General features: G+C 69.4%; 12 protein-coding genes, 1 pseudogene and 1 riboswitch. Of the genes and pseudogenes, 5 read left to right on the plus strand and 8 right to left on the minus strand.

Going from position 1 to position 11,822, the window contains the following annotated elements:
* Positions 1 to 111: 111 nt before the first annotated feature.
* Positions 112 to 3,282, minus strand: coding sequence for a M14 family metallopeptidase (locus H9622_RS00815; RefSeq protein WP_191763329.1), 3,171 nt, complete (start codon positions 3,280 to 3,282; stop codon positions 112 to 114).
* 210 nt (positions 3,283 to 3,492) lie between these two features.
* Here H9622_RS00815 and H9622_RS00820 point away from each other — a divergent pair, with 210 nt between their 5' ends.
* From H9622_RS00820 to H9622_RS00825, 3 genes are all read left to right on the plus strand, one after another.
* A complete protein-coding gene (locus tag H9622_RS00820) occupies positions 3,493 to 3,933 on the plus strand; it encodes a nucleoside deaminase (RefSeq protein ID WP_191763331.1) in 441 nt (146 codons plus the stop codon).
* Between the two features lie 113 nt (positions 3,934 to 4,046).
* Positions 4,047 to 4,181, plus strand: coding sequence for a hypothetical protein (locus H9622_RS15940; protein WP_263598665.1), 135 nt, complete (start codon positions 4,047 to 4,049; stop codon positions 4,179 to 4,181).
* 120 nt (positions 4,182 to 4,301) lie between these two features.
* On the plus strand, positions 4,302 to 4,655 hold the full coding sequence (locus tag H9622_RS00825; protein WP_191763333.1) for a hypothetical protein: 354 nt from the start codon (positions 4,302 to 4,304) through the stop codon (positions 4,653 to 4,655).
* A gap of 56 nt (positions 4,656 to 4,711) precedes the next feature.
* Here H9622_RS00825 and H9622_RS00830 read toward each other — a convergent pair whose 3' ends face one another.
* Positions 4,712 to 5,206, minus strand: coding sequence for a cupin domain-containing protein (locus H9622_RS00830; RefSeq protein WP_225221510.1), 495 nt, complete (start codon positions 5,204 to 5,206; stop codon positions 4,712 to 4,714).
* Positions 5,207 to 5,378: 172 nt separating this feature from the next.
* Here H9622_RS00830 and H9622_RS00835 point away from each other — a divergent pair, with 172 nt between their 5' ends.
* Positions 5,379 to 5,690 (plus strand): hypothetical protein, encoded by a 312-nt coding sequence (locus H9622_RS00835; RefSeq protein ID WP_191765660.1) that lies wholly within the window; start codon positions 5,379 to 5,381, stop codon positions 5,688 to 5,690.
* A gap of 10 nt (positions 5,691 to 5,700) precedes the next feature.
* Here H9622_RS00835 and H9622_RS00840 read toward each other — a convergent pair whose 3' ends face one another.
* Both H9622_RS00840 and H9622_RS00845 read right to left on the minus strand, forming a co-directional pair.
* The gene (locus H9622_RS00840) at positions 5,701 to 6,159 is read right to left on the minus strand and encodes a CinA family protein (RefSeq protein WP_191763336.1); all 459 of its coding nucleotides are present in this window, start codon (positions 6,157 to 6,159) and stop codon (positions 5,701 to 5,703) included.
* A gap of 1 nt (position 6,160) precedes the next feature.
* On the minus strand, positions 6,161 to 6,598 hold the full coding sequence (locus tag H9622_RS00845) for a GNAT family N-acetyltransferase (protein WP_191765485.1): 438 nt from the start codon (positions 6,596 to 6,598) through the stop codon (positions 6,161 to 6,163).
* 149 nt (positions 6,599 to 6,747) lie between these two features.
* Here H9622_RS00845 and H9622_RS00850 point away from each other — a divergent pair, with 149 nt between their 5' ends.
* Positions 6,748 to 8,256, plus strand: coding sequence for an FAD-dependent monooxygenase (locus H9622_RS00850; RefSeq protein ID WP_191763339.1), 1,509 nt, complete (start codon positions 6,748 to 6,750; stop codon positions 8,254 to 8,256).
* Positions 8,257 to 8,486: 230 nt separating this feature from the next.
* Here the strand turns inward: H9622_RS00850 and H9622_RS00855 are convergent, their stop codons facing one another.
* The 4 genes and pseudogenes from H9622_RS00855 to trmB form a co-directional block, all read right to left on the minus strand.
* Positions 8,487 to 8,807 (minus strand): DMT family transporter, encoded by a 321-nt coding sequence (locus H9622_RS00855; RefSeq protein ID WP_191763341.1) that lies wholly within the window; start codon positions 8,805 to 8,807, stop codon positions 8,487 to 8,489.
* Positions 8,808 to 8,816: 9 nt separating this feature from the next.
* Positions 8,817 to 8,881, minus strand: a riboswitch (guanidine-III (ykkC-III) riboswitch).
* Positions 8,882 to 8,944: 63 nt separating this feature from the next.
* Complete coding sequence (locus tag H9622_RS00860; RefSeq protein ID WP_191763343.1) at positions 8,945 to 9,835, minus strand: CPBP family intramembrane glutamic endopeptidase; 891 nt, start codon at positions 9,833 to 9,835, stop codon at positions 8,945 to 8,947.
* A pseudogene (locus H9622_RS00865) lies at positions 9,835 to 11,093 on the minus strand (MFS transporter). The gene H9622_RS00860 and the pseudogene H9622_RS00865 overlap by 1 nt, the downstream one beginning before the upstream one ends.
* Before the next feature lie 54 nt (positions 11,094 to 11,147).
* Positions 11,148 to 11,813 (minus strand): tRNA (guanosine(46)-N7)-methyltransferase TrmB, encoded by a 666-nt coding sequence (trmB, locus tag H9622_RS00870; RefSeq protein WP_225221607.1) that lies wholly within the window; start codon positions 11,811 to 11,813, stop codon positions 11,148 to 11,150.
* Positions 11,814 to 11,822 lie beyond the last annotated feature (9 nt).

Here is an 11,822-nt window from a genome sequence, read left to right on the forward strand (position 1 = left end):
CGCTCGACTCCCGCGGACGGGCCGATCGGGCAGAAGTGGACCGGCGCGGTCGGGGCGCGCACAACGGCCGACGCGGCGTCGAGCGTTCCCGCCGCGGCATCCGTTCCTCGACTACCCGGCGAAGTGGGCCAGCATCCTCGCCACGACGTCGGCACGGGCGTCGTCCGACTCGAGCTGCTCGAGGCCGAAACCGAAGAGCAGCGTGTCGGGGGTCGCGGTGACCGCCACCACATCACCGAGGCCGTCGGCGATCTCGAAGTCGCTCACGTTCTCCGGACTTCCGTCGGGGGCACCGAGCACCGACCATGCTCCGAAGCCTGCTTCGAAGCCCTCCGCCTGGGTCGGTTCTCCCCCGACGACCAGCCGGGTGTCGTCGACGATGAGCCCCGTGCCGGCGGTCGAGGGATCGGTCACGTAGCTCACGACCACTTCGACAGTGCCACCCGCGTAGGCGCTGAGGTCGAACGCGACGGGAATCCAACCGCCGGACGAGCCGGTGAACGAGTTCCAGGCACCTGTCGAGCCTGTCGGCAGGCAGGGGTTGCCGAGGGTGAGGTAGTGCGCGAGCTGCAGGTGCTCGCCCATGTAGAAGCCGGCCTCGCACTCCGTCGGCACCGCCGAAGAGGTGCCGCCGTTGAGGTCGGGCAGGGTCGTCCAGTCGTCCGTGCCGGCCGGACGCGCCTCGACGATCACGTGGTCGTAGCCCGCTTCGGTGTCGAACGCGATCTGCGCCTCGAAGGTCGGCACATCGGCAGCGGCGACACCTGTGAGGTCGAAGGTGCGACCCAACCGCTGGTAGCCGTCGTCGACGTGCGTGGCCGCTGCTGCCATCGTCCCTTCGATCGCGACGATCCTGCCCGTGACGTCGGTGTAGTCGGCCGCTGCCCAGCTCTCGAACTGCGGGAAGTCGGCGAGCGGCAGCCGTTCGCTCGTCGGAGTGAAGGCGCCGACCTCGTTGATCGGGTTGTCGGCCGTCGCCGAGCCGCCGAACAGAGCCGCGAAGCCGTCCAGCGGCTCAGCGGTGCCGTCCACGCCGGCTGCAGCGAGTGCTGCGCGATCGTAGGCGCCCATCCAGTACTGCGTGAAGTCGTCGGCCAGCAGCAGGCAGTCGCTGAACGGATCGACGGTGACCACGCACTCCTGATCGGGGTGTCCGTCGAGGCCGTAGTAGATGCCGCCGAACAGCCCGCCGCCGAGGCCGTAGTAGGCCGTGGTCTCGCCGGCGTAGGCGACCTTCCCGTCCTCATTGAGGTAGTCCCTCATCGCCATCGTCAGATACTGCTGGCGTTCGGCCACTGCGAGGTCGGGGAGCTGGTTGCCGCCATACTGCGTGAGCTCGTCCTCGGGATCCTGCGTCAGCCGGTTGTCGCCGAGGTACCAGAGCACCGCGTCGTAATGACTCAGCACGCCCAGGTCATGCGGCACACCCTGCGCGTCGACATCCCAGACGTCAGGGGTGACGCCGTTCGCGACCAGCGCGTCGAGGTGCTCGTCGAGGTACTTCGGCGCCGTGGTCCCCGCCGGGTAGGTGGGGTTCACGCCGGTGTAGTCCTCGTTCGCGACGATCAGCACGGAGTTGCCCGTGTCTTGCGCGACCTCGTACCTGACGTGCTCGCTCTCGACCGAGCCGCCCTTCTTGCCCTTCGACTTGTCCTTGCCCTTCGGCTCGTCTTTGTCCTTGTCGTCTCCCGTGAACCACACCTCGACGGAGTCGCCCTGCTTCGCACCCTTCACCACACCGCGGTACTCGGCGTAGTAGTCCACGTTCTCGAAGCCGTAGCGTTCACCACCCTTCCACTCGGTGACGCCCACGCTCTTCGGCTTGCCGCCGTTGATCGAGTAAGTCATCTTCTTGGCCTTCAGTGCCTTCTTCGCCCAGACCGCGACAGTCTGCGGGTCGCCGTACGACACGGTGAACGAGTCGACGCGGAAATCCTCGGCGTCGCGACCCACGACCGAGACGGGGTCGTCGGGATCGATCGCCGACTCCGCGACGGCGAGCGCGAACGGGATGTTCTTCTCGAACTCCGCCTGGATCAGACTCTCGTCGTCGGGGAAGTCGAAGCCCAGGAACTGGCAGTCATCCAGCGTCCACTCGTCGTCGGGGACCGACTCCACCGCCGCTTCGCACGTCGACATCTCGGGTGTGAAGCCCAGCGTGCCGTGCGCCTCCTGCATGTGCGAGTCGAGGTCGCCGTTGGTCGTGTACAGCTCCGCCGAGATATCGGGGTCGTAACCCGCCACCGCTGGGTTCTCGTCGTCGCCCACCATCGCTTCGTAGATCACGTCGTCCGGCGACGGCGTCGCGACCTGCCAGCCGATGCCGTGCAGCAGCAGCTCGGCCGCGGAGTGGTAGTTGATCATGAACTGCGGGGTGAGACGGCCGAAGAGCCCATCGAGAGCCTGCGTCTCGGGCTCCGACGCCGGCGACGGCCCGCGGTAGGTGTCGCTCGCCGGGTTGGGAGACGAGCCCTCGTTGTCGTAGCCCCACCGCGTCGCGGAGTTGCGGTTGAGGTCGACGCCGTCGCCGACGGTGATCTCCCCGTTCCCGTCGTTGTCGCGGAGGTTCTTGCGCCACAGCCGCTGGCCCTCCTGGAAGGTGAAGTCGTAGCCATCCGGGTTCGCAACGGGCACGAACCACAGCTCGGTGTCGTCGACGAGGTCCGTGATGCGGTCGTCGGTGCCGTACCCGGTCAGATAGAGGTCGAGCAGCCGGCGCACCATCTCGGGCGTGATCCACTCGCGAGCGTGCTGCGCGGCGACGTAGACCGTTGTCGGCTTCTTGCCGTCCTTCGCCTTCGCGACACTCTTCGTCACCCGCACGGCGCCGATGTCCTGCCCCTGGACCGTCTGGCCGATCACGCGGAACTCGGCGATCTTGGGGTGCGCGGCCGCCTGCGCCATGAGTTCTTCCAGAATGCCGCCCTCACCGCTGTACATCCGGAAGACCCCCGCCGTCGCCTGCAGCGCGCGGCGCTGACTCGACGGGTCGGCCTGAACCTGCAGCTCTGCACCCTGCGCCGCGAGCGCGTCGACCTGGCCCCCGCTCAGGATGACCTGCACGTCGACGAGGCCGGACCCGTCGGCACTCGGCGCGGTGACGAGCTCATTGCGGTCGACGCCGAGCTCCACGATGGCGGCAAGGCCAGCGGCATCCACTGTTCCCGAATACACCGCGAGGCGATCGTCGCCGCTCGGCGGCGGACTCGCGACGCTCGGCGTGGCGACGAGCCCGGTCAGAACGACGGCCGCGACGGCGGCGACGGCAACCCTGCGGAACATCTCTACTCCCTTGTAGCTGACGTATCCGACCGGGGAGATCCCCCGGGGAGGTCGGCGCGAAACCTCCAGGCCGCCGATCGGCCCTCATCCTGGCCCTGTGCCGGCGGGTGGTCAACAGCCCAACGTGATCGGGCCGGCCGTCGTCGGTCATCGCATGCTCGTTCGCATTTCTCGATGAGCGGATGCCGCACCCGGTGCACACTGGGCGTCATGACAATCTCCGCGGTCGAGACTCAGCTGCTTCATCGGGCGCTCGCGCTCGCGACGCGCGCTCGCGAGGGCGGCGACCCGCCGTTCGGGTCGCTGCTCGCCGACTCGAACGGCGCGGTCCTCCGGGAGGAGACCAACTCCACCCTGACCGACGGCGACATCACCGCCCACCCCGAGCTCAAGCTCGCCCGATGGGCGGCGAGTGCACTCTCACACGAGGAGCTCGAGGGCGTCACGATGTACACGAGCTGCGAGCCGTGTTCGATGTGCGGCGGAGCGATCGCGCGGTCCGGCATCCCACGAGTCGTCTTCGCGCTCTCGTCGGCGCAGCTCGACGAGCTCAAGGCGCCGAGTGCGACGCCGACGACCTTCGAGTGGGCGTCGGACGGCCCGCACCTGCACCCCGACAGCACCGCTCCCGTCGTCGGCTACTACCTCTGACCGCCGCCTCCGCGTCGCCCCGACGTCGACCAAGACGCCCCGAGTTGACTTCCTGTGGAAGCGGGCTATGGTCATGGGTTCACCCGCCAGCCGTCAGAAGGGGAAGCGAGTCCATGTCTGGAAAGTCGCCGCAATCACGCGGAGCCAAGAAGGTCGCACAGCTCTCGATCAAGGAGAAGCGCGCGGCCAAGCGCGCCAAGCAGGAGCCGGCCGCGTTCATCAAGCCCCGCAAGGGCGCCAGCACCTGATCCGCAGCCGCCCGGTCCCTGGCTCGCCAGCGGACCGGGCGGCGGCAGGTCCCGCCTTCGCTGATAACGCGAGCCACGCCAGGTCAATCAATCCGACACTGTGTCGGTAAGATACCGACCATGGAGATTCTCAAGAACCTGATCCTCGCCCTGCACATCATCGGAGTCGTCGCGCTGCTCGGCGGCGTGATCTACCAGATCACGCCGATGCGCGAGGGCAAGGGCCGGATTCTGCCCGCGATGATGCACGGAGCATGGACGATGCTCGTCACCGGCATCATCCTCGTCGGCCTGCAGTACCCGCTCGGCAACGACGTCAACAACGTGAAGATCACCGTGAAGCTCGTCGTGCTCATCGCGATCATCGTCATCGCGCTCGTCAACCGCAAGCACGAGGCGGTCGCAGGCTGGGTGCTCCCGACCATCGGCGGGCTGACCGTGCTCAACCTCGTGCTGGCGACCGTCTGGCGCTGACCCGAGCGGCGCCGATGAAATCGCCGGCGCCTCCTGCGGTCAAGGAGTGAGCGGAGTCACGCGTCGCACTTGCTGAGGTCGGTCTCGGCGAGCGGGTCGCCCTCGGGAATGACGTAGGTGACCCACAGCACGACATCGACGTCGCCCTCGTTGACGCCCTCGTGGATGTACCCGGCACCCTCGATGATCGCGTCGCCCTCTTCGTACTCGCGCACGCCCGTCGGATACACCGGCGCGTAGTGAGTGAGCGTCCCCTGCTTCACCGCCGCGATGAGCTGGCCGTAGTGGCAGTGCTCGCCCGTTCCAGCCCCGGGCGCGATAGTGATCTCGCGGAACGTCACGCCCACGCCCTCCGCCCCGGCCGGCACCGAAACGTCGACGTCCTGGTCGATCTCCCCCGCCGCGACATCCACTGCCACGACAGGTGCCGACGGCGTCGCCGACGGCGCCGGTTCATCAGAGACAGTGGATGCCACGCCCACGCATCCGGCGAGCGCCAGCACTCCTACCGACCCGAGCATGACCGCAGCCCAGCGCTGCGCAGACTTCATTCGATCCCTCACGGCGCTCCCCAGCCGCGGCGTCCCTCGCCGCTTCCCTCGATACTGGCGATCCCCGCCCCGATCACGCAATCGCGCGTAAGTCCACTTCCCTGTCAACCCGTGGCCTCGACCCTCCGCGGCTCGATAGCCTGCGGCATCCGATCACGAAAGGAAGCACGCCATGAGCGACGGCATGACCGACGAGGAGAAGCGCCGCGACCAGCTGCTGGCCGCGCCCGACGCCGTCGAGGAAGATGCGGCGCCCCGCATCGACGTGACCCAGCGCGAGGGCAACGTGACGCGCATCGACATCCGCGACGACGCGCCCGTGCGCCCCGGCAACCCCGAGGAGGACCCGGCCGACGGACAGGAGGCCCAGCGCCCCCAAACCGCCAAGCCGAGCCAGGCCGAGGGCGAAGACCCTGACCGCGCGGACGACGGAGAAGTGTTGCCCGCGGAAGGCCATCCGTCTCAGGCCGAGGGCGAGGCCTGACCGGAAACGCTCACCCCTCGACGAGTTCCTCGAGCAGCGCGAGCGCGGCTTCCACGGTTTGCTCGAGCACTTCCTCCGGCTCGCCGGAGAACTCGTAGAACCGGTGACCCTCGTCGTCGGCGGTCGCCCAACCCAGGTACACGGTGCCGGCCGGGTGGCCGTCCTGCGGGTCGGGGCCGCCGACGCCCGTCGTCGAGACCGCGATGTCGACGTCGAGCACCCGCTTCACGCCCTGCGCGATCTCCACCGCGCACTGCGCGGAGCAGGTGTCGATGCCGGGCGTCATCCCGAGCACGGACTCCTTCACCTCCGTGCGATACGCGACGACGCCGCCGGCGAACCAGGCCTCGGCATCGCTCCCCGCGCCGATGGTGCTCGAGAGCATGCCGCAGGTGAGTGACTCGGCAACGCCCACCCGCAGGTCGCGATCCTTGGCCGCTTGCGCGATGCGCTCCGCACGGTCGGCCACGTCAGGCCCGCCTCACGTGGCGTGCCAGCCCCGCCAGCTCGTCGCCCGTCAGCCGCTGCGTCGTCCACTCGTCCATCGGCGCCGCGCCCAGTGAGCGGTAGAACGAGAGCGCGGGAGCGTTCCAGTCGAGCACGGTCCACTCCAGTCGCGAGTACCCGCGCTCCACGCATTCGGCCGCGAGCGACGCGATCAGGGCCTTGCCGTACCCCTGCCCGCGCTCGGCGTCATCGACGAAGAGGTCCTCGAGCCAGATGCCGTGCGTGCCGGTCCACGTCGAGTACGTCACGAACCACATCGCGATCCCGACGATCACCCCCTCACGCTCCACGACGTGCGTGAAGACACGCGGCTCGGGCCCGAACAGGCTCGCGGTCAGCGCGTCGACGGTGTTCTCCACGGCGTCGGGCTCGCGCTCGTACACGGCCAGCCCGTGGATCATCGCGAGAATGCCCGCTTCATCGCCGGGACGCGCAGCGCGCAGCGTCGCTCCATCTGCAAGGTCGATAGGTGTCACGGGTCCGAGCCTACGGGGCACCCACCAGACGTCATGCGCGAACCCATGTCGCCGAGGGATGAGAGAGTGGGGGGATGGATGCCGCCCCCGACGTGATCGTCGCGGGTGCCGGCCCGAGCGGGCTCATGGCCGCGACCTGCCTCGCCCGCCTGGGCGCACGCGTCGTCGTGCTCGACGGCAAGGCCGGCCCGACGCGGGAGTCGCGCGCGCTCGGCCTGCAGGCGCGGTCGATCGAGATCTACGATCAACTCGGGCTGGCCGAACCCGTGCTCGCGCAGGCGACGCTGGCCGCATCGGTGAACCCGGGGTACGGGCACACGGTGTTCGGCGCGGTGGCGCTCACCGAGCTGGGGCGCACTGTCACGCCCTACCCCGGCGTGTTCATCCTCGAGCAGAGCCGCAACGAGCAGATCCTCAGTGACGCATTCCTGACGCTCGGCGGCACCGTCCTGTGGGAGCACGCGCTCGTCGCCGTCGAGGGCGGGACTGGCGGCGCACCGGTGACGGTCACGGCCGACGGGCCTGACGGGCCGATGACGTTGCGCGCGCCGTGGCTCATCGCCGCGGATGGTGCGTCATCCACAGTGCGCAAGGCACGGGGCATCCCGTTCGAAGGCTCCACCAGCCCGTTGTCGTACTTCGTCACCGACGCGCTCGACGCGACCGGCGTCGTCGAAGGCGGGGTCAACCTGCGCATCGAGGGCGACGACCTGATGCTGGGGTTCCCGATGGGCGGCGAGGGCCACCAACGCCTGCTCGGCATCGCCGAGTACGTCGAGGGCGAGACCGACGCGCAGGTCGAGGCGCGGGTGCAGCGAATGCTCGCCGAGAGGTTCGGCGTCGAGTACACGCAGTCGTCGTGGTTCTCGCGCTACCGCACGCACCACCGCATCGCGGCGCGGTTCCGCGACGGCGCGGTGTTCCTCGTCGGCGACGCCGCGCACGTGCACTCCCCCGTCGGCGCGCAGGGCATGAACACCGGGTTGCAGGATGCCCACAACCTCGCGTGCAAGCTCGCGCAGGTGATCTCAGGCGACGCGCTGCCCGACATCCTCGACGAGTACGAGGCCGAGCGGCGCCCGGTCGCCGAGCGCCTCGTGCGCACGACCGACGCCCTTTTCTCGCGCCTCACCTCGCGGGGCCGGTGGGCGCGGTTCGTGCGGACGAAGATCGTCCCGGCGGTCGGACCGGCGGCGGTGCGGATCGTCCCACGCGCGGCCCGCGGCGAGCGCGTCTTCGGCTACCTCTCGCAGACGCGCATCCGCTACCGGATGCCGGGCGCACGCGCCCGCGAGCACGTGCTGGGTCGCCGGCTGCCGTGGACCGGCGACAACTTCGCCTCGCTGCGCGACTTCACGTGGCAGCTGCACGGGTACGGAGTCGATCGGCTGGCGGTCGAGCGCATCGCGCGAACGCTCGGCGTGGAACCGGTCGCGCATGCACGCGACCCCCACGGCCGCCTGGCAGCCGACCGCGTGTACCTCGTGCGGCCTGACGGGTTCGTGGCGGGCGTCGCCGCACCCGAGGTCGCCGTCGCCGCCCTGCACGACGCGGTGCGGGCGATCACGCGCGAGCCGGCCTGAGCCGCCCGGCAAGCCCCGCGACACCCCTGCTCGCACAACGAAGATCGCCCCGGGGCCGAAGCCTCGGGGCGATCATCAATGCGATGTGCGGTTCCTGTTTCCGTCTCCCTCTCGGGTTCCTTCGTTTCCGTTTTCTCTTCGCAAGACCGAATGTACTCAGCGACCCCGGGGGGTCGTCAAGAGTTCTCGATCAAGTCATCTCGACGTGAAGTTGAAGGTGAATTCCAGCGTCACTCGTGGCCGACGAGCTTGAGTCCGACGACGCAGCCGACGAGGCCCACGATCAGCAGCATCTTGACGATCGAGAACGCCTCGTCGCCGGTGATCATCGCGTACGCGACGGTCAGCGATGCGCCGATGCCGACCCACACCGCGTACGCGGTGCCGGTGGAGATGTCGCGCATCGCCCACGCCAGCCCGCCCATGCTCAGGACGAGCGCGACGCCGAAGATCACGGTCGGCCAGAGCTTGGTGAAGCCCTCGGCTTTGCCGAGCGCTGTCGCCCAGACGGCCTCGAGGATGCCGGAAACGATGAGGATGACCCACGCCATGACTGTGCTCCTGGCCAGTCTTGTCGCTCACCGGGTACTGATCCGTCGTCCGGGGATCCGGTCGGGATCCACGAGCCAGTCTAGCGATCCGGCCTGGGCACCCCCTGGGCAGCCCGCGAGCCAGGGGCGAGAACCACTCAGACCAGGAAGAGCCAGTCCATCGGTCCAGGGTTGTGCGCGTGGACGAGCACCGCGAACACGACCGCGTCGAACAGCAGGTGCACGGTCACGACGTACGCGAGCGAGCGCGTCTTCATGAAGATGTAGCCCATCAGCAGCGCGAACGGGATCGTCAGCACCGGACCCCACGCCCGATAGCCCAGCTCCCACAGGAACGAGACGAACACGATCATCTGCAGCAGGTTCGCCTGCCAGAACGGGAAGTGCCGGCGCAGCAGTGCGAAGCACGTGCAGATGAAGAACAGCTCGTCCCAGATGCCCACCGCTCCGACGCCGACGAACAGGCGCGCGATGAGGTCGGGGGTGTCGACGACGGGCCAGTTGAGGTAGACCCCGGAGGTGATGAAGTAGAACGGCAGGATCAGCCAGCCGAGCACCAGCACCGCGGCCAGCCATGTCCACTGGAACGCCGTCCACCGCCCGCCGCCCCGCCACGGGAAGCGGATCGCGTAGTCGCGGTAGGCCCACCGTGAGATGACGTAGGGCACGGCGACCGCGCCGCCCAGCGCGAGCCCGAACCGCAGGAACGCGACGTTGTCGAGCTCCGCCTCGAGCGGGATCGCGCTGACGATCAGCATTCCGATCGCGATGAGAGACAGGTCGCGAAGGATGCTCGGGCGCCGCGGTCCGGACTCGGCGACGTCATCGCGGGGGCCGTGGGTCGCGGCATCCGATCGCTCCATCATCAGCGCCACCGCGAGGCCGGCCGCCAGCAGCACCCAGCCCACCCACGGGATACGCAGCACGAAGAATGCGGGTGCCGCGAGGCACACCAGGAGCGCGGGCGCGAGATGCCACGACCAGGCGGGCAGCGTGGCGACGGGGGCGGCGGCAGGAGAGGCGGGCATCAGTGATCCAGAGGGTGGGCGATCTCGTCCTGCGGCATGCGCGCCGCGAAGATCGCGATGAGTCCGAACAGCAGCGGCAGGATGCCGGCCACGATGAAGATCGTCTGCAGCGGGACGACCTCCGACAGCGGGCCGGCGAGGGCCATCGACAGGGGCATGAGGGCGAGCGACACGAAGAAGTCCAGGCTCGACACGCGGCCAAGCATGTGGCGCGGCACCCGACGTTGCAGCAGCGTCCCCCAGATGACGTTGCCGTAGCTGAACCCGAAGCCGATGATGAACATCGAGATGAGCATGAGCCAGTACTGATCGGTGAGGCCGACGATGACGAACGGCAGGGTGCTGACGCCCCACACGACGTTCATCACCGTGAGGTACCGGCGCGGCAGCTTCATCGACGAGACGACGATCGACCCGACCACGCCGCCGAACCCGTAGACCGCGAGCAGGAAGCCGAACCACCGCGGGTCGGTGCCGATGCGCTCGCGCAGCAGGAACGGCAGGAGCACCTCTTCGGGGCCGACGAACACCAGCACCCATCCCGTCGCGAACAGCAGGGTGGCGAAGAGCCAGGGGGTGCGGACGGTGAAGACCACCGCCTCCTTGAGGTCGTGGAACACGGATGCCGCGCGCTCAGGCTCGTCGTGCGGCGCGGGCGGCTCGGCCCGGAGGAACAGCAGGCCGACGAACGCGAGGGCGTAGGCGACCGAGATGACGACGGCGGCGTGGCTCGGGATGAGGGCGGCCAGCAGCATGCCCGCCGCAGCCGGCCCCGCCGCCTGCTGCAGCGCCGGACGGATCGCGCCCTCGAGCCCGTTCGCGGCCAGCAGCTGCCCCTGCGGCAGGATGCGCGGCAGGATCGCGCTGTACGCGGGGAAGAAGAACCCGGCCCCCGCGCCGAGCACGAACGCGACGATCGTCAGGTGCGGGATCGTGACCGTCCCGACCATGCCGGCGACCACGATCGTCGTGATGGCGACGAAGTTCGTGAACTCCACCACGCGCACGATCGTGCGGCGCGAGACGCGGTCGGCCACGATTCCGCCGGGGATCGCGCACAGCAGCAGGCCCGTCGCGTTGGCTCCGGCGACGAGCGACAGTCCGAGCGGGCCGCCGCCGGCGTCGATGACGGCGTACACCATGACGACCGCCCACATGCCGGCGGCGAAGATCGACAGCACGACCGCGCCGAACAGCACCCGGAAGTCGCGGTGGCTGAGCGGACGCACCACCCGCCAGCGGTCGCGGGCCGCGGCATCCGCTCGCTCCGTCCCTGGCGCAGGCGGCGTCGACGGCGGTTCCGAGGGCTGTGTCACGGCCTCGGCCTTCGCCGATACGCCAGGTCGCGGATGTCGCGACCGACCCGCGCGCCCTTGCGCTCGAACGCCGTGAGCACGCGGCCGTCGAATCGCGGCGCCCACTCCCCCTCGAACGCAGGCTCGAAGTCGGCGGCGTCGCCGAGCACCGCGCGCATCTGGAGGGCGTAGTCCTCCCAGTCGGTGGCGAGCCGCAGCATGCCGCCGTCGGTCAGCGCGTGCGCGGCGAGCGCCGCGAACGCGCTGGTGACCAAGCGACGTTTGGTGTGCTTCTTCTTGTGCCACGGGTCGGGGAAGAACACCCAGAGCTCCGAGACGGATGCCTCGGGCAGCAGGTGCTCGAGCACCTCGGGGGCGTTCGCCTCGACGAGGCGCAGGTTGCGCGCGCCGGCCCTGTCGGCGTCGAGCATCGTGCGGGCGAGTCCGGCGCGGAAGACCTCGATCGCGAGGAAGTCGTCGTCGGGGCGGGATGCCGCGGCATGCACGATCGCGTGACCCTGGCCGGAGCCGATCTCGACGATCAGCGGGGCGTGGCGGCCCCAGACCCGGGCGGGGTCGATGGCGGAGCCGGGGCGGATGCTCGTTGCCGCGAGGTCGCGCGGCGATTCGACGACATACGTGCCGGCGAGCTCGGACCAGGCACGCTCCTGCGCGTCGGACATGCGCCCGCT

Origin of the sequence: Microbacterium gallinarum (assembly GCF_014837165.1) — a bacterium.
Classification (GTDB): Bacteria; Actinomycetota; Actinomycetes; order Actinomycetales; family Microbacteriaceae; genus Microbacterium; species Microbacterium gallinarum.